The organism is Paraburkholderia terrae (assembly GCF_002902925.1).
Lineage (GTDB): Bacteria > Pseudomonadota > Gammaproteobacteria > Burkholderiales > Burkholderiaceae > Paraburkholderia > Paraburkholderia terrae.
In genome coordinates, this window is record NZ_CP026113.1 from 422243 (window position 1) to 440267 (window position 18025).

The 18025-nt window shown below is 60.0% G+C and carries 16 protein-coding genes and 2 pseudogenes; 6 read left to right on the forward strand and 12 right to left on the reverse strand.

Annotated elements, in window-relative coordinates:
* Both C2L65_RS31605 and C2L65_RS31610 read right to left on the reverse strand, forming a co-directional pair.
* Positions 1-203: pseudogene (locus tag C2L65_RS31605) on the reverse strand (acetoacetate decarboxylase family protein); the annotation flags it as partial.
* Positions 200-1369, reverse strand: a complete 1170-nt coding sequence (locus tag C2L65_RS31610) for a patatin-like phospholipase family protein (protein WP_042315351.1) — start codon at positions 1367-1369, stop codon at positions 200-202. The pseudogene C2L65_RS31605 and the gene C2L65_RS31610, both read right to left, overlap by 4 nt.
* Before the next feature lie 935 nt (positions 1370-2304).
* Between C2L65_RS31610 and C2L65_RS31620 the strand changes: the two genes are divergently transcribed.
* From C2L65_RS31620 to C2L65_RS31635, 4 genes are all read left to right on the forward strand, one after another.
* Entirely contained in the window at positions 2305-3972 is a 1668-nt protein-coding gene (locus tag C2L65_RS31620; RefSeq protein ID WP_042315353.1) for a methyl-accepting chemotaxis protein, read from the forward strand.
* 145 nt (positions 3973-4117) lie between these two features.
* The gene (locus tag C2L65_RS31625) at positions 4118-4582 is read left to right on the forward strand and encodes a cupin domain-containing protein (RefSeq protein ID WP_042315355.1); all 465 of its coding nucleotides are present in this window, start codon (positions 4118-4120) and stop codon (positions 4580-4582) included.
* A gap of 456 nt (positions 4583-5038) precedes the next feature.
* Positions 5039-6157 (forward strand): transglutaminase-like domain-containing protein, encoded by a 1119-nt coding sequence (locus C2L65_RS31630; protein WP_042315358.1) that lies wholly within the window; start codon positions 5039-5041, stop codon positions 6155-6157.
* Positions 6158-6477: 320 nt separating this feature from the next.
* A complete protein-coding gene (locus tag C2L65_RS31635; protein ID WP_042315359.1) occupies positions 6478-6738 on the forward strand; it encodes a hypothetical protein in 261 nt (86 codons plus the stop codon).
* A gap of 220 nt (positions 6739-6958) precedes the next feature.
* On the opposite strand, the gene C2L65_RS31640 is transcribed toward C2L65_RS31635, so the two are convergent.
* The 3 genes from C2L65_RS31640 to C2L65_RS31650 form a co-directional block, all read right to left on the reverse strand.
* Entirely contained in the window at positions 6959-8611 is a 1653-nt protein-coding gene (locus C2L65_RS31640; protein ID WP_042315375.1) for an FAD-dependent oxidoreductase, read from the reverse strand.
* Positions 8612-8711: 100 nt separating this feature from the next.
* Entirely contained in the window at positions 8712-9980 is a 1269-nt protein-coding gene (locus C2L65_RS31645) for an RNA polymerase sigma factor (RefSeq protein WP_042315360.1), read from the reverse strand.
* The gene (locus C2L65_RS31650; protein ID WP_042315361.1) at positions 9977-10348 is read right to left on the reverse strand and encodes a YciI family protein; all 372 of its coding nucleotides are present in this window, start codon (positions 10346-10348) and stop codon (positions 9977-9979) included. Before C2L65_RS31650 ends, C2L65_RS31645 begins: the two co-directional genes overlap by 4 nt.
* 402 nt (positions 10349-10750) lie before the next feature.
* On the opposite strand from C2L65_RS31650, the gene C2L65_RS31655 reads away from it, so the two are divergent.
* Positions 10751-11878 carry an aminotransferase class V-fold PLP-dependent enzyme gene (locus tag C2L65_RS31655; protein ID WP_042315362.1) on the forward strand — a complete coding sequence of 376 codons (1128 nt, stop codon included), beginning with the start codon at positions 10751-10753 and terminating at the stop codon, positions 11876-11878.
* A gap of 250 nt (positions 11879-12128) precedes the next feature.
* On the opposite strand, the gene C2L65_RS31660 is transcribed toward C2L65_RS31655, so the two are convergent.
* From C2L65_RS31660 to C2L65_RS31675, 4 genes are all read right to left on the reverse strand, one after another.
* Positions 12129-12551, reverse strand: coding sequence for a hypothetical protein (locus C2L65_RS31660; RefSeq protein WP_156132410.1), 423 nt, complete (start codon positions 12549-12551; stop codon positions 12129-12131).
* Positions 12552-12621: 70 nt separating this feature from the next.
* Entirely contained in the window at positions 12622-12921 is a 300-nt protein-coding gene (locus C2L65_RS31665) for a hypothetical protein (RefSeq protein ID WP_042315366.1), read from the reverse strand.
* A 99-nt stretch (positions 12922-13020) separates the two neighbouring features.
* Positions 13021-13275, reverse strand: coding sequence for a hypothetical protein (locus C2L65_RS31670; protein WP_042315367.1), 255 nt, complete (start codon positions 13273-13275; stop codon positions 13021-13023).
* 141 nt (positions 13276-13416) lie between these two features.
* Entirely contained in the window at positions 13417-13809 is a 393-nt protein-coding gene (locus tag C2L65_RS31675; protein ID WP_042315368.1) for a DUF4304 domain-containing protein, read from the reverse strand.
* Positions 13810-14398: 589 nt separating this feature from the next.
* Between C2L65_RS31675 and C2L65_RS31685 the strand changes: the two genes are divergently transcribed.
* On the forward strand, positions 14399-14785 hold the full coding sequence (locus tag C2L65_RS31685) for a hypothetical protein (RefSeq protein WP_042315371.1): 387 nt from the start codon (positions 14399-14401) through the stop codon (positions 14783-14785).
* 125 nt (positions 14786-14910) lie between these two features.
* Here the strand turns inward: C2L65_RS31685 and C2L65_RS31690 are convergent, their stop codons facing one another.
* The 3 genes and pseudogenes from C2L65_RS31690 to C2L65_RS31700 form a co-directional block, all read right to left on the reverse strand.
* Entirely contained in the window at positions 14911-15366 is a 456-nt protein-coding gene (locus C2L65_RS31690) for a hypothetical protein (RefSeq protein ID WP_042315372.1), read from the reverse strand.
* 193 nt (positions 15367-15559) lie between these two features.
* Positions 15560-16966, reverse strand: a pseudogene (locus C2L65_RS31695) (transposase).
* Positions 16967-17391: 425 nt separating this feature from the next.
* Complete coding sequence (locus C2L65_RS31700) at positions 17392-17787, reverse strand: hypothetical protein (RefSeq protein WP_233446690.1); 396 nt, start codon at positions 17785-17787, stop codon at positions 17392-17394.
* Positions 17788-18025: the final 238 nt, after the last annotated feature.

Genomic DNA, 18025 nt, shown 5'->3' on the forward strand with positions numbered 1-18025 from the left:
ATCCGGCATCCGGATGAACTCGAACTTGACAATCGGAGCCGTCATTTCCAGCGGCGCGGGGATGAGTTTGGCTAATGCGTCTGGGTCCATCCGATACATGACGATGAGAAATTCGCGGTCGACGAAACGATAAGGACCTGGCGGAAACGGGGGGGCGTGAACCGCATCGCGAAGGCTCGCTCTCTCACTTCTGATTCGGTCATCGTGTGTGCTCCTCCTGGACTGGGTCCATCGGGGTGACGTCGCAGACGTGGATGCCTTGCGCCAGCTCCACTGATTTTTGCCACGCCTGGGTGGCGATCGCGTGGCGCACGTCGCCGAGCCCGCCCTCCCACAATTCCATGACGGTCGCGCGCGAGAACTCGAAGTCCTTGAAATCGGATGAGCGCGTGTTGTGGTGGTTCGTGAAGCGCATCAATGCGACCTCTCCGCGCGTGCTCACCGCCGCGAGCCGCTCGACATCCGGATCGGCGTGTGCGTCCTTCGGAAGCTTGTCCAACACGCGGCGCAATGACGCGCGCAATTCCTCCATCTCCCTGAAGCGGGAAGCGTTAAAGCGCGTCTTGCTTGCATACTGGAGATCCTTCATGCGCTCCTGCACCTGATGCAGATTCTGTGGCAATCGACCTGCGCCGCTGAACACATCGACCTGCAGGACAAGCGCGCTCTCCCGGTAGGCCTCGTCGACCACGTACCACATCGGCGTATTGGAGGAAATGCCGCCGTCCCAGTACCACTCGCCGCCGACATTCACTGGCGGGAAGCCCGGCGGTAGCGCGCCGCTCGCCATCACGTGCTCCGGCCCGAGCGCCATCTTCGTATTATCAAAGTACACGGACTCCCCGGAGCATAGGTTGACGGCGCCAAGCGAGACACGTACCGCCTTACGATTGATCCTCTCGAAGTCGACCAGCTCATTGAGCGTGGCCCTGAGCGGCTCCGTATCATAGAAGCTCAATGCGGCCATCGAACCCTCGGGCGCCATGAAAAGCGGCGGCGTGCGGGGCACGAAAAAGCCCGGAACGCCGAATGCGAGCGCCGACGCGGCGCTATACAGGTTGAACACCGGCCGCAGCGGGTCGAATGCCACCGGCGGCATGAAAGCCGACCATGCTGATGTGCGTTCCCAGAATTCGCGAAGGCGTTCGACACCGCGCTCGGGCGGATTGCCCGCGATCAGCGCCGCATTGATAGCGCCGATCGATACGCCTGCGATCCAGTTGGGAACGATGCCCGCTTCGAAAAGGCCCGCAAATACGCCGGCTTGGTACGCGCCCAGCGCGCCGCCGCCCTGCAGGACGAGAACGGTATTGTCGAACTTGCTGATGGGGAGTGGAGCGCTCGATTCCGCTTTGCGTACAGGTGCCATGGCTGCTCTCCGCGACAGGCGATGCCGCGATCGACGAAGATGTCGCCTTCTCGGCGCGTATGAACAGGTCAGTGCGTTCGGCCACGCCTGCGCCCGGTTGATCAATTAGAACTTAGGTCGAATGCCGTTTGTGGACAATTGGACTTTGGTCTTATCCCGTGGAAGCGCCCTTATGGTCTAAACGCACTATTCAAAATCCCTGCCTCCAGACGCTAGCTTCGCAATAGGAGTGGCGGTCCGTATCCACTTACCCCGTCAGCGACGCTTGGCCGTCTCGTCGTTGCCGACCGAAATTCAGGTATGACCGGCGAGCACTTCACCATTGCGAATCGAAGTCCGGTTCCTGAGTGGAACCGACGCCTGAATGCCTCACCGACGGTGCGAACGAATGACGCTTCATGACCGCTAGTCTCGCGCAGTGTCTGGTGAATTGGCGGCCGCACGGGCCCCATCGAACTGCTGCGGCGTGTGGCCGGTAAGCGCAGCGCCAGATCGCGGTTTTGCTCGGAGATATCCGTCGTTGCCGACGTGTGCGCGGGGTCGGCACGCAGCGCCGACTTGAACGTTCTTCGGGCATCCTGAGCGAGCAGCGTGCGCAGATAGAGGTCGCCACGCCGGTCGATCTGCCCGAGCCGGATCCCAGCAACTTTCGCCGCACTTGTAGATTCAGGCCGCGCGCAATCTCCACAGTGCTCCAGCCCCACGAGTCATCGAATAAATAACGCTGGCTTGGCCATATAAAAATTAAATTACACGCAAACCTTTGCGTCGCAGGCCGCAGGGTTTCTCAGCCTACAGTAACGCCCAACCGCGCCGTAATGCGAGATGCATAGGCGCGAAGTTTGTTGTCCTGCGCTATCCGGGCCGCGTCTTCCACGACACCCAACGGCTCGAACCCCTGCTCGCGTACAACTGGCAACAACCAAAGTCCAAATATGAATCTCAACACTCTGTCGGTAAAGGCAAAGCTCACGGGGGCTTTCGGCGTTCTTGCCGCCGTCGTTTTGATCGTGTCGGGCATATCGCTGAAATCGCTGAACGATGCCAACGACCGGTTCGCAGGTTTTTTGTCGGGCGTCTACGCCCGCGCCAATATGGCTACGCAGGTTCGAACTGCGGTTGACCGGCGCGCGATCGCAGCGCGCAACATGGCGCTGGTCACCACGCCGGGCGATTTCGAGGTGGAAAAGGCCGCCGAAGCGCAGGCCCAGATGGATGTGCAGTCGAACCTCGCGAAGCTCAACGAGATGGTTTCGTCCGCATCCGATGCGACCGAAAAAGCCCGCAGCCTCGTGGGCGAAATCAACCGGATCGAGGCCGCGTATACACCCGTTGCCAACGCGATCGTTGGCCTCGCCGTTGCGAACAGGCGCGACGAAGCGGTCAAGAAAATCAACGACGATTGCCGGCCGCTGCTTGCCGCGCTGGTCAAGGCATCGAACGACTACGCGGAGTACACGCGTAGTCGTGCCGATGATCTGGTTCGCGAGTCGGAGGATCGCTATGCGACGCAGCGGAACCTGCTGATGGTGATTTGTCTCGCCGCCGTCGCGATGGCGATCGTGGCGGGCCTGGTCATCACGCGGGGCTTGCTGCGCGCCCTGGGTGCCGAGCCAGCCGAACTGGGTGCCGTCACGCAACGCGTCGCGGCGGGCGATCTGAGCCCGGTCGCGGGGGCGAAGAACGCGCATTCCGGGAGCGTGCTCGCCTCGATGGGTGACATGCAGGCAAGTCTCGTGAGTCTGATCGCTCAGGTCCGCACCGCGGCAGACAGTATCGCGACTGGCTCCAGCCAGATCGCTTCGGGCAACGTCGATCTTTCGTCCCGGACCGAACAGCAGGCTGCGTCACTGCAGGAAACCGCCTCGAGCATGGAAGAGCTGACCTCGACGGTGAGGCAGAATGCCGAGAACGCGCAGCAGGCCAGCTCGCTCTCCGCCAATGCATCCGAAGTGGCGCTCAAGGGCAATGAGGTGGTCGGACGGGTCGCCGGCACGATGGGTGAGATCAGCGCGAGTTCCACCAAGATCGCGGATATCACCGGGATCATCGAAGGGATTGCGTTTCAGACCAATATCCTGGCGTTGAACGCGGCAGTGGAAGCGGCGCGCGCGGGTGAACAGGGCCGCGGGTTCGCGGTGGTCGCAAGCGAAGTGCGCAGCCTCGCGCAGCGTTCGTCCAGCGCGGCGAAGGAAATCAAGGATCTGATCAACGCTTCCGTGCAGAAAATCCAGGACGGTTCGGTGCTCGCGAATGAAGCGGGAAAGACGATGTCGCAGGTCACGCAAGCCGTCGCCCGGGTGACCGACATCATGGGGGAAATCGCCGCTGCGTCGACCGAACAAAGCCGGGGTATCGAACAGGTCAATCAGGCCATCACGCAGATGGACGAAGTCACGCAGCAGAATGCCGCACTGGTAGAGGAAGCGGCGGCGGCCTCCAGGTCGCTCGAAGACCAGGGGCGGCAGCTTAATCAGGCGATTGCGTTCTTTCGTCTGGATGCCGGTGCCGATTCGCCTGTAACGCGTGCAAGCGCCCCGGCAGTCAGTCGCCCGGCATCCGCACGACCGACGGCGCGCAGAGCCACCGCGCCCGACAGGTAGACTCCGCTTGCGGCAACACGGTGGCGTACTACGGTGTTGCCCTGGTTTTGAACCGCCTGCCCGATGGAGCGACAATCCAACAAAGACAAAGCACGCCAGAGCACTGTACGCCGATGGTCCTCCCTTAATTTCAAAGGACGAGAACATGCGCCAATACCTCTATCTTGCGGCGCTACCCGCCGCCTTTGTTGCTGGCATGTTTGCATCCCATCTTGGCACGCCGGCGCGAGCCCAGCCGTCAAACGCGCCGTTAACGGCGCAGATCGTCGACCTGGCGGCCATGACGGATGCCGATCTCGGCGCACAGATTCCGAACATGGGTACCTTGCGTTCGAAGGGCCTGGTAGTCACGCCGAGCGGGACCATCGCAGTGCAGAGCGGTAACGTACCCAAGCATACGCATCGAGGTTCCGACGAAATCCAGTACGTGATTTCGGGAAACGGCACTTTCTGGCTGGGTAACGAACAGCGTCAGATTCACCCTGGCGACCTGATCATTATCCCGAAGGGGACGGTACATGCGGGGGCCGAGCCGACCAGCGGCGAATTCAAGGTCCTTTCTATCAAGCTGCCGCCGCAAGCTCCGGGCGATATGCAGATGGTTCCCTGACGTGTCGTCGATATCCGCGCTACCTGGTGGTTATGGCTGTGCGAGCGGATGCTGGACCTTGAAGGGCAAATGATCGGCCATCGCCGTCATTCGAGAACGGGCGCATATATGGCGGCTACGTGGCGCCGGGGGAACCCGCGTCTTCGTTAATTGACCTGCGCGGCCGAAGGAGCGATGGAAGGGGGACACAGCCTCCGACGTCAAAGTGTGCGGCTAACGCCAACGGATATCGCGCGCCTGTTGGGCGGCGGGCGTCATGAGGCATTTGCAGCACCCAGCCTCACAAAGACAATTCCTTGTTTAATCAACGGCGTAGAGCGATACGACGAATTGGCACGTCGCATGCAATGTTGGTTTCAAGCCAGCGTTGCCTTGCGCCCAACGGCGTAAAACGGCATCGGGAGGCTTCGAAACACCGGGCGCATCGGCGCCCGGTGTGGCTTCCGGGAGTTTCATATGCCGCTCGCTCGACTGCTCCTCTGCTTTATCCAGTGTTCGTTAGCGGCTGCGGTGCTGTTGCCCGCCGTCGCGGGCGCTACGAACCTGCCGCCCGCAACGCAACGCTTTGCATCCGGCACGCACGACGCGGGTCCTGGCGATCCGGCCACGCCTCACGCACTGAAAGCGGGTATCGAGCGCCTGCGCACCGGGACGTGGTGGGAAGCCAACCGCAAGATCCGCCCGGAACTCGCGCAAGTCGGCGACCTGATGTTCCTCCTGCCGCTTGCCGACAAGCAGCTCGAACCATCGTCGGATGCGATCGGCCGCGTGCAGCGCCTGCGTGAAGCGCTGCGCAGCCACCTGACGCGTGCCCCCGCCGGCTGGGCCCGCCTCGTTTCGCAGGTGCGGGCAGAACGCGTGAAGGCCGGCGATGCGTCAGCCGTGCTGCTCGCCGACGCGCTCGTCAACGAGGTCCGCTACCGCGACGGAACCGACGGCAGCTACTACGCGCCGGCACGGTTCTTTGCCGAAAGCGGCGTGTGCAAGGATTTCGCCGTCGCCAAATACCTGCTGTTGCGCGACGCGGGTTTCGACATCGCGCGGCTGCGTCTCGTGTCGCTCGCGCCGCGCTACAACAACACGCCGGACGACTGGCACGTCATCCTCGTCGTGCAGATCGACGGCACGAGCGAACCGCTCGCACTCGATTCCCCGAGCGCGCCGAACGCGAAGCGCGCCAGCGATACAGCCAGCGAAGCATCGGCTTCGAGCGGTCCGTCCGCGCTGCTCGGCGCGATCCTCGCCGGCCGCGAGCCCGCCAGCGCTGTGCTGCGCGCGCCCGCAGGACCGCTAACCGCGCCGCTTAGCCGCTCGGGCCAGGCGCGGCGGCCGCTTGCGACAGTGTTCAACGAACAGGGCAGCCGGTCGTTCGAACGTGCCGCGCCGGGCGCAGTGCGGCGCGCGTCGGCGGCCGGGCGAAGCGCGAACGCGATGTATGTCGACGAGATGGGCGAGTCGTGGAAAGTCGACGGCTCCGCAACGTTTCCGAAGTGGCGCGTCGTCGTTGACCAGGCAGATGCGCTGGCGAAGCCGGGTCCGGCGGCGGGGCTGATACGCGTCGTGGCGGCACGCTGAACGAGGCGTGCATCGCGCTCCGCGCCCGACGCCGTCGCGACCAGAAAAGCACCGCCACGCGATCGACCTGCAGAACGCGCCGAGGCAATCTATATCGCCTTGTGCTGACTCTCTTCCGCTGTCGCTGAGCCGTGTCACGTCCTTAGTGGGGAACACACTGGGACTTGCCTCGTCGAGCCTTCGCCGCAAGGCCGTGATCAGACACAAACCGACAACAATGAATTGCCCTGATCGTGCTCACATCTAAGCGGTCGCCGATTTACACTGCATCCGCTGAGGCAGCAAAAGGCTGCGCGCGAAACACTCCCTGGAGAAAACACATGAAACTCGTTCAGTTCATCGTCGCTGCATCTATGTTGGTCCCGGCTGTATCTTCGTTCGCTCAGTCGACGCCGCTGACGCTGAATGACGACGTCAGAGCACAACTAGCCCACGACAAGATGACATACCGGTATTCGGATGCCAGCGATCGGGAGCAGGCTTCAATCAGTGATGCCAAACGTAGTGCGACGCTACCGCACCAGATAACCGGAATGGACATGGGTCGCTACTCGCTATCAGTAGTGCGCCCTTCGTTTTAACATCGTCGATGATTACCGTCACGTCGCTATCCCAGTCAGAGTCGAGGATAGCGGCGACGAGGTTATAGACCTTCACGTGTGGTGGATGGCGCTTGGCCAAATGAGCGCTGTCAGCGGCAACAGGCCCAAAACGATCTATCCGACGCATCGAAGCGGCCGTTCAAAATCAATTGAAACCCACTGCGCCAGGCACACATACGCCTGACTGCCGCACCCGATGCTAACTGGCGTCGTACTGCAGGTATTTGTGGGCGAATGCGATTGCCATGCTGCCCTCGCCGACGGCTGAAGCGACACGTTTGACAGGGCTCAACCTCACATCCCCACAGGCAAACACGCCGGGAACACTCGATTCGAGCAGATAGGGATCCCGGCTATGAGACCAGTGTCCCGCCTTGACGACGTCGTCCCCGGTGAGAACATATCCGCGTGCGTCGCGAGCGATTTCCGTCGGCAACCACTCGGTTTCTGCATCGGCGCCGATGAACACGAACAATCCACCACAGTCGTGCCGGCTCACCTCTGCGCTCAGCCCATCGCGTATGTCGATCGCCGTCAGATGGGTATCGCCGTATGCGCCGACAACTTCCGAACGCAGTTGCACCGCCACGTTTGACTTGCTGCGAAGCTGCTCGATCAGATAGCGAGACATGCTCTTCTCAATTGAATCGCCTCGCAAGATGAGCGTCACCATGCGTGCATGATTGGCAAAGTACAAAGCGGCCTGGCCGGCCGAGTTTCCGCCGCCGATCAGATAGACGTCGAGTCCATGCGTTGCGCTAGCTTCGCTGCGCGACGCACCGTAGTAAATTCCTTTACCGATAAACCGGTCGAAGCCATCGATCGCGAGGCGGCGCCACGTGACGCCCGTCGCGAGAATGATTGTTCGCGCATGGATAACGTCGCCTCCGTCGAGGTACACGTTACGCCCGTCGATATCGATTCGAGCGATTGATCGTGTCACCAGAATCTCGGCACCCAGCCGCCTTGCTTGCTGCAAGGCACGGCTCGCGAGTTCGTCGCCTGACACACCGTTTGGAAAGCCGAGGTAATTCTCGATGCGCGAGGAAGTCCCGGCTTGCCCGCCTGGCGCTTCGCGCTCCACCACCACAGTGCGCAGGCCTTCCGACGCACCATACACCGCCGCAGCAAGACCTGCGGGGCCACCACCGATGATCAACGTGTCGTATCCGGCAAGGCGGGGCTGCGTCTGCAAACCCAGCAATCCGGCGAGTTGGCGTGTCTCCGGCCGGCAAAGCACCGTCCCGTCGACCAGCCGCAAGGCCGGGCAATCCTCCTCTGGCGGGCGAGTACCCGGCCAGCGCGCTGGCAGTTCAGGCGCATCGGGCGTCATCCAGTCGCAGCTGATCTGGTTGCGGGCCAGGAACTGGCGCAACGCGGTACAAGCCGTGTCCCAGCGATTGCCGACAAGGGTCACGCGGGGCTTGGGCGGCTCGGCGGAGAGGCCCTGCAGTCCACCGATGCGCTCGCGGGCGAGGGCGCCCATCTTCAACGCAACTTCCGGTGACGCAGCAGCGAGTGTGTAGTAACGCTGAGCGTCCACACGCATGACACGCGATGGCTCCGCAGCCCGATAGGCGCCTGGGAACGGGGAACTCAGCGCGAGCGGCACTTCGCCAAAGATGGTTCCGGGCAGTCGCCAGCCCAAGGTGCGCTCGATGCCGTCGAACGTCTTGATGACTTCCATCTTGCCGGCCAGAACGGCGTACAGCGCGCGCTCTCCACCTTCATGGACCGCGAATTCACCCGCGCACAGATGCAGGTCCGCAGACGTGTGCGCGAGATGGTCCAGCTCGTTGTCGGAGAGTGTCGAGAAGAGTGGAATCGCCCGGATGTCGTCGATGGTGAGCATGGCTTCGTCCAAACAGGGCAGATGAGGTGAAGCTCGGTCCACGGACAGCAGGCAGACTCAGCCAGTATATGACCTCGCGTGACAGACGCAAGGCGCCAGGCTAACTGCTCGCCGATGACAACTCGAAACGCTTGCGCTGCAGGAACCGGCGCACGGCCGGATCGCGCGCGAGGCCGATCGCGAGATCGTACGCGCGGAGCGCTTCGGCCGTCGCGCCGGCGCGCGCGAGCAGATCGGCGCGCGCGGCCCAGTACGGCTGGTAGTCGGCCAGCCGCGGATCGTCGGCATACGGCTCGAGCGCGTCGAGCGCCGCCCGTGGACCGTCCCGTTCCGCCAGCGCGAGCGCGCGGTTCACGGCGACCACCGGCGACGCCGCAATCGTGAGCAGCGCATCATAAAGTTGTACGATCTCGTCCCAGTTCGGACGATGGGTGCGGCAACGGTATATGTGTGCCGACTGCAGCGCGGCCTCTAGCTGAAAGCGTCCGATTGCGTTGAACGCGTTCGCGCGATGCAGCATAGCGTCGGCTGCGTCGATCATCGGCGTGTTCCATGTCGCCGGATCCTGAGCCGACAGCGGAACGTAATCACCGGCCGCATCGCGACGCGCGTCGCAACGTGCTTGCGCATACAGCATCAGCGCGAGCAGCCCCAGCGTCTCTGGCTCCTCGGGCAGCAGTTCGACGAGCAGTTGCGCAAGAAACAGCGCCTCACCCGTGAGATCGCGCCTCTCGGTATCGCCGCCAACCGGGTCGGCCCATCCTTCCGCGTAGACCGCATAAACCGCTTCCAGCACCGCATCGAGCCGACCGGGCAACTCCTCGCGCTCGGGCACGCTGAACGGAATGCCTGCTTCACGGATCTTGTTCTTTGCTCGCACGAGGCGCTTGCTCATCGCCGCGGGTGACATCAGGAACGCGGACGCAATCGTCTTCGCTTCGAGCCCGAGCACCACCTGCAGCATCAGCGGCGTGCGAATCGCAGCCTCGAGGGCAGGGTGCGTGCAGGCGAACAGCAGCGCAAGCCGCCGGTCGGGCAATGCGCCTGCTTCACGCTCGTCGATCTCGTCGGCGAGGATCGCGAGCTGGTTCACCACTTCGTCGCCGACGCGGCGATGGCGCGCGCCGTCGATCGCACGGCGGCGCGCGACCGTCATCAGCCACGCTTCGGGATTCGCGGGGCAGCCGCGCTCCGGCCAATCGGCGAGCGCGGCCGCGAACGCGTCGGCCAGCGCGTCCTCGGCTGCGGCGACGTCGCGCGTGCGCATCGCCAGCAGCGCGACGAGCTTGCCGTAACCGCGGCGGGCGACCGCCTCGGCAATCGAACGCGCCTCGCCGTCGGCTTCACGATCGCCGCCGGACAGACTCATGCAGCGGATGGCGCGTCGTAGGGAGCCGTCCAGATTGGGCGAACTTCCATGGTGCCGTACCCCGCGCCGGGGCAACGTGACGCCCACGCGATCGCCGCGTCCAGGTTCGGCACGTCGATCAGGTAGTAGCCGCCGAGCTGCTCTTTCGAATCGGAAAAGGGTCCGTCAAGCACCTGCGGCTTGCCGTCGACGAGCCGCACCGTGGTGGCCGCGTTCGTGTGCTGTAGCCGGTTTGAGCCCGCCAGCACCTCCGCTTTTTTCAACGATTCCGTGTACGCCTGATACGCGGCGACGCCTTGCTGCCGCTCGCTGTCCGTCATCTGGTTCCAGCGACCTTCTTCCGAATAGATCATCAACAGGTATTGCATATGAGTCTCCGTCATGAGGTTGAGGCGGGTGAATTCATCAGGCCGCCATCACAATGACGCTCGGACCGCATGCTGACGGACATATTGCGTCGAAAAGTTGCGGACGGCACAGCCGCTTTACTCGAACCGACTAAAGTGTTCCATGCCTCACTGCATTGTTCGGTCTTCATGGCACACTCCTACAAGCAAGAGGAGAGTTTCATCTTGAAACCACGCTCAAGCGAAGCTAAACAATCGTGCCGGTTGTTGCCGCGCAGCATTTCCGACCGGCGTGACTCGGCGGCTGGTCCCTGCCAACACTTGCTGGATCGGTAACGGGGGCGTCTCGGCCGATGGCGTTGCAGGTGGCTTTCGTTAGAATCTGTTTTCGATTCGTTTATTCGATTATTACCGGAGGCGAATGTGCCAGGTCTACTTCCCGATGTCGACCGCGAGGGGCTCCTCGAATATTCGGTCGTTTACACCGACCGATCAATCAATCATATGTCGCAGCTCTTTCAAGGAGTCATGCGCGATATCTCCGCCTCACTGAAAAAAGTCTACAACGCAAAGTCGGCTGTTGTCGTCCCGGGCAGCGGGACTTTCGGCATGGAAGCCGTTGCCCGGCAGTTCGCGACAAACAAGAAGTGTCTGGTCATCCGCAATGGATGGTTCAGTTTCCGCTGGTCGCAGATTTTCGACATGGGCGGCATTCCGTCTGAATCGACGGTGTTGAAGGCGCGTCCGGTCGAACAAGGAAGGCAGGCCGCATATGCACCGGCTCCGATCGAAGAGGTGGTCGCTGCGATCAAGGAAAACAAGCCGGATCTGGTCTTTGCGCCGCATGTCGAAACCGCATCGGGGATGATGCTGCCGGATGACTATTTGCGCGCGGTGTCTGATGCCGTTCATGGCGTCGGCGGCATGTTTGTGCTGGATTGCATCGCCTCCGGTACGGTCTGGGTGGATATGCAGGCCAGTGGCGTCGATGTGCTGATCAGCGCACCGCAAAAGGGATGGAGCGCGTCACCGTGCTGCGGATTGGTCATGCTCAGTCCACTTGCTCGCGAAAGAATCGACTCAACGACTAGCACCAGTTTCGCTTGCGATCTTCGCAAATGGCTGCAGATCATGGAGGCCTACGAGAACGGTGGGTTCGCGTACCACGCCACGATGCCCACGGACAGTCTCGCGATACTGCGTGATGTCATGAAGGAGACTGAGGCATACGGCTTTGACAAAGTTAGAGCGGAGCAGATTGAACTCGGTAAGCGCGTTCGCTCACTCTTGACGGGTGCAGGTTTTAAAAGCGTGGCGGCGGAAGGTTTCCAGGCTCCGGGTGTTGTGGTCAGCTATACGGATGATGACGGTATACGGTCCGGGAAGAAATTCGCCGATGCTGGCTTGCAGATCGCGCCTGGTGTTCCTCTTCAATGTGATGAGGGTGAAGACTTTAAGACGTTCCGGGTGGGATTGTTTGGCCTGGATAAACTGCATGACGTTGAAGGCGCAGTCGCCAGGCTCGCTAAGGCGTTGGATAGAATTCTTTAGGGCGCTTTTACGGAGTGTGTGCGCATGGCGGGAAGACTCCGGAACCTGCCGGATTAGCTATGCGCACGATTCGGCCATTGCCGACTTTCGCCTATCGGCACGGCGAAGGCCGCTCAACGACTCAGACCGGCGATTCGTCGCGTGTCGACTTCGAATGGCAGCTTCATGCATCGATCAATGGGTGAATTCGACCCATAAGAGACAACGATCTTTCTACAAAGCGGCCGTTAGATTCGTCGACGTTTGCGATTCAAAGCAGGGACAGTAGCGCGCCGAATACAAACAGGAAACATCCCCCAACAAGCTGAGATTGGAGAATGCTGCGCCATCCCGGGTAGCCATATGGCACCGGCGGGGAGAATCGAGTCGTGACAGGTAGGCGCATGAGCCAAGTGCGCCATGCGTTTGTGATCGAGAGCGAGCCGCCAGCGAGGAAAAATAAAGAAACCATCCGAATCGTATTGAAATGAATCGGGATGTCCAATACATGCGCCGCAATGGGCACAAGCGCACCTAGCACCAAAAGTCCGCAAAGGAAGCGATAGAGCAAGGTAAGGCTCGTCTTGAGCCACGCTGGCGCATTGCTCTTGTCTTGAGATGGAGGCGTCCAGTTCATTCTTTTTGGCTGATGGGCCGTGTGTGGCGACAGAATTTGGCCGTGATTCAAATTCAACCTCGTCTCATGGTCCATCGCCAGATTGTTTACGATTCCGGGATTCCCGCCGAGTGTCCAATTCTGACCGTTACGCCCCAAATCGACCCACGCTGCCGAAAATGCTTACAAGCAAAAAGGCGACGAGTAGTACCCCGAGCGCAACATAAGTCAGCAGGAATTTGATAGGCGATTCTGCTTTGTATATGGTGCCGCCGCGCGTATGGGCCACATCTTCCGTGTGATAGCTCGATATCGTCGCAATCAAACCGGCAGTCGATACGAAGAGGGTTCCGATCCATCCAAAGTGGATAACATTGGTTGGATATATGAAGCATATTCCCCACGAGACGATGGCTACCATGAGCAGCCGCCAAACCGCTTTGCTCATCAGTGGACCTGACTCGAAGCATCCTAATCGGTGCAATTGTCGGCGATCTGTAGAGTAATGTCGATTGGCTCTTCCTGGCCGCACACGGAAATTCGCCGATCAGCCTGATTGAAGGTTGGCTACGCAGTTGTTGATTGCCTGTGCGAACTGCGGATTGGATAAATCGATACCGACACGCGCAAGCGAAAGCAACAATTGCTCGACGCCTTCGACAACCCCGACGATGCGTCCGTTTTCGATGGGATCACTGAAGCTGGGGAGCGCTTCCGGCAAGTCGGATTCGATACTTGCAATTCCGTCTTCAACCCTGAGGTCGATTTCGAACGGTAGCGAGAATTCTCGAGTCTTGTTCATATCTCCGATCTCTACGTCCTCTGCAGTCGCATTGTCGACGATCTTGGGACCGCCGTCGACTGACCGGAACTGGCCGGAAATCGCCGCCCGGTACCTGACAGCAGGTGGCTGAAGAGTCCTGACTGCCGCGAAGGCTCTAGGTTAGCGTGTTGCCCACCAAAGCTCAGCTTCATCGATGTGAGCGCATAGTAGGTCTGCTACTGCCGTCGGCTGAGTGCCGTCGTCGAATCTGAACCAGTGGTCTTTATTCGGCTCAGGCGACCCGAGCCTATGACGCTGACTTGGGTGTAGATCGTGCGCCGTAACGGTGCTCGCGGAAACGAATTTTCCCCAATGGGTTGTGATGCCCTCCACGCCGCATTGTGATAGCTCCACAATGAAGCCACCCCCGTGACGATCGAACTGCACAGTCAACAGATCGATTCGATCATCTCGTTGCCGCCGAAAATGGGGCAGAGAACCTTTGAACCCTAGTTGGCGAAGCGCGGGAACAAAACGCGCTTTCAACGCGCGGTCCATCTCGTCACGGCTCATCGGTATATCCCGTCAAAATGAGGCGGCTGGGTGGGCGCCTGTTTTCGAAACCCGGATTGTTAGCGATTCTGGAGATGATGTCGAACGGCCGAAATTGGCCGTCCGCATTATTCGTCGCGCCCAGGCTCATCTGGCTCTCGCTCGTCCTGAGACAGAAGATCAGAAAGCTCAGACGGGGAAAGCCGCTTCATTTTCCTTTCGAGCTTGCGATCGTATTGCCGGTCGTTCGGCTCTGAGGCGTGGGCCTTGCGGGCGTATTGCTGTAGGAAGCGAGCGAGCTCCCCAGCTAGGCGAAATTTTGTCCGCTTTGTAGTCATGTAGCGATCTTGCGCTCCTCCAAGTCATGCCTGACCATCGACGGATCGGTGCCGCAATTGTCGACGATGTAGTCCGTCTCGTCGACTGTCCGCTTTTGGCCGAACCCGGAACTACCGGTTCGGCGCAGTTGCGAGAGAGTTGCACGACCGCCGACCTTCCGGAGTCGACCCGGAGCGGTCCGTCGAATCCGCCGGTAGCGGCCATTCGTTATAGGGTTTCGGGGTTGGTATCATTTTCCATCTGATTGATAGGAATCGAGATAGATCAGCTAATGAAACTCGAGATCGAGGGCAGACCGGTAATCACGGCACCGACTCCCATACAGATCGCTCGTGCGCTCAAGTCACTGCGAAGCTATGGCAAGTCATCGTATGCGTCATTGACTGACGATGCAGGTAACTACGTGCAAGTAGCGGGCGGTGGCGTCAGCTGTATGATTGAGCGCTTCGAGTTCGGCGCGCAACGATGGAGAGCGTTCCATCATAAACCTTCGCCTGTGCGCCCAGACGGCACGATCCTGGTCTTCAGAGCGGGCAACATTCCGATGCGCTCAGATGAATGGTTCATGGCTGACCAGGTCGTGGAAGTATTTCTGGCCTTCCTCAGCGGTACACCGTATCCGCCATTTGTTCACTGGCGCTTAGCGCCGGGCTTTTGACCCTGCGACGCAAGTCGGGGGAACACCTTCGACGGAGTTTCGCATCTCGAGTTTGTTGACCATTCGAACCTCCGGTGTCGCTGAACGGACCGGCCAGCTCCTGTCCGACGCTTCGTGAAGTTGAATTACCTCGGATCGTGTTCCGGTAACCAACCCTCCTCGATCCGCTTTATCAGCATCGTGTCATTCCAGGAGCCTCGAATGGGGAACTTTCGCTGCTCATCGGTGATCGGACCGACGCGCCATTCCTTCTCACCATCCCACAACCACCAGTCGACTACTTTCCCGACGGCCGGATCCACGACGCCAGCTCGGAACACGGGGATATTCGTCGAATGATCCGGAACTGCGTATCTACCGATCTTTCGAACGATGCCGCGAGAGAACGCCGCGCCTGCAGGAAAGAAGATCCAGAAATTCGTTTCTATCGCTACGAGCGATTCCAAATCTGCAGTTGCGTCGGCAAATACACCCGGCAACACGCGGATCAGCGAGCCCATCGGAGCGACTTTCTTCACATACTGGAAGTATGCCTCGCCGCCGCACGTCCGGATTCCAAAGACGTCTCCTGAACGAATCACCTTGCTCTCCTTGTCGAGCTCTTCGGCGAGGCATTGTCAACGATCCTTGGGATTGAGTCGACTGTCCGCTTTTGGCCGATTCTGTTGAAAAACTCCCTTTGCAGGCCGGAACTGACGTGGTTTGAGTGGCGCGTCGTCGTGGACTCGGAGTTGGTGGCGGAATTTGCGTGAAGGGTTACGCCTTCGATGTACCTCAAGTTGGTGCCGTTGCTGCTTGTTGACTCACCGGCACTAACCACTTCGCCATTCGCCGTAAGTTCTGTGCCGTCGCGGCCAGCAAGAATTCGTCGTGCGCGCCACTGGGTCAACGCAATCGGAGGCGATCCAGCTTCAATATCCGCTTCAAATGAGCGAACAGCATCTCGACCTTCTTGCGCTCTCGACGTGAGCGCTTATATGCAGGGGTATTAGCAATGGCTCTAGCCTGCTCTCGTGCTTCCTCATGGACACTGCGTGCGATTTTTCGCATGGGTGTGTTCGGGCAGCATTGGTCCTTCATTGAGCATGAAGCGCAGTCTGTCTGACTGGATCGATAGATGATCGTGCCGGCCTTCGTGATGTGCGAGCGCTGTGCTTTGAACGGTCGCCGCTCTTTGCGAAGAGCATGGCCTGCTGGGCAGCGATATTCGTCGCTCCGCTCGATCCAGTGGAAATCGCTATTTGGAAACGTGCCGTCGTTACGAGGTGGGCGCTGCCAAACAGGTACGTGCGGATCGATGCCTTTCTCCTGAACCATCCACCCAAGCATCGCCCCTGTTCCGTAGGCCGTGTCACCGACCAGACGTTTGGGTTTGAGTGCGAAGCGCTGCTCAACCCTATCGACCATCGTCTTGGTGGATTCCACCTCCTGCGTTCTGTGTGCAGGTGTGGCCTCCACATCGACGATGATCCCCGCGTGCAGGTCAATCAAATAGTTTGTTGAGTATGCGAAGAACGCTGGTCCACCTGGCGCGGCGGTGTAGCGTGCGGCCGGATCGGTTAGCGAGATTCGTTTTGGCGATGTGGCAGACTCCACGTCATCGGATGGCGCAGGGTTCGCTTCCTCCAGCGCACTTAGATACTCTTGTACCGCTCGGCTCGGACCGTCACCCTGACGCCAGTCGATGACTCCCGTTCCAGGTATTCCGCGAGCACGATTTGCGTCCGCCTTGACCACACTCGCATCGACGGCGAAGCCTTCGCCTTCAACAAGTCCTTCGCTCATACAGCGATGCAGGACAGATTCAAAGACGTGCCGCAATGCTTCGCTGTCGCGGAATCGTCCGTGTCGATTCTTGGAGAACGTCGAGTGATCGGGGACTGCGTCTTCCAGGCCAAGGCGACAGAACCAGCGGTAAGCAAGGTTGAGATGTACCTCTTCGCACAGACGTCGTTCGGAGCGAATGCCGAAGCAGTAGCCCACAATCAGCATGCGGATCATGAGCTCAGGATCGATAGAAGGCCGACCGGTGTGGCTGTAGTGCGGTGCGAGGTGCTCGCGAAGTCCATCGAGGTCGAAGTAGCGATCAATACCGCGCAACAGGTGCGTACGCGGAACATGGTCATCAAGGTTGAAGGAGTAGAAGAGTTTGTCCTGACCACCACCTTGTTGACCCATCATGACGTTCACCCCCGTCGATCAATGTCTTCCAGGATAGCCAAAATTCGATTTGGCGAGGGAGTTTTTCAACAGAATCGGCCGATTGCTGTCCGACGCGGTCGGCAGAAACTGTTAAACGTTGTTCGATGCCTGCCCTTGTCCGCGGCCCTGTGAGTGCATGATGACGCGTGCGGGCAGGCGTTGGACAACGCTTTACACAAAGGGACCTTCGATGTTCAGTCGTGAGCGTCCGGATCGGGGCGAATTACCGACTTCCCGATGATATGCAGAAGCATAACGAGCAACATGTTGCGATAGAGTCGGTGCCAACACGCCGCGAGATGTGCTCAAAATAATGCCGATCTCATCAGCAAGCTGCGTCGTGTGTATAGGCGCGACCAAATCCGATGCGCTCGCTCTCGCGCCTATCGAGCACACGGGGCGCACTAGGACTTGCAGGAGCTCGTTGACTTGAGCGGATGCGGTACGGTGGAGGTGCCATTTACACTTGAGACAAGTTCGCGCGCAAAGATCTCGTCAGGGCCATCATTGTCTTGCACCAAGATCTCATAGTCATGCCCATGCTCGGGCACGAAGGTGCTAGCTGTCGCCGGGTCGGTCACCCTGTACTGCTTTCCGTTGATCAACTGTTGGCTCGAAATCTGCGCACGAACGGTCATCGGCTGGCCGGCCGGGACAATGTACTCGTGAAAATAACGGGCGGCGTCGGGTGGCACGGGCATGCCCACGGTCTTGTTGGACAGGCTCGACAAACCGGGTTTGGACGCGACGAAGTGCTTAGCCTCACCTGTAACGCACGCAGTGTTCAAGTAGAAAGTCACATTTGCTCCCCAATACACACGCACGCGAGCCTCCGTTTCCGGGCGATAGTCCTTCGCAGTCTGAGACGGCGTTCCCGCGCAGGCGCTCAGTAGCACGGAGCTCAAAATTGAAACGAACAGGGTGGAAGTATGATGCGTCATTGGGTATGTGAGCGGACAATGAAGGCGAGCGCATGAAGCGATAAAACTGGCGTGACTGAGTATCTAAAGTTCGCATTATCTATATCGGCTTCAAGTC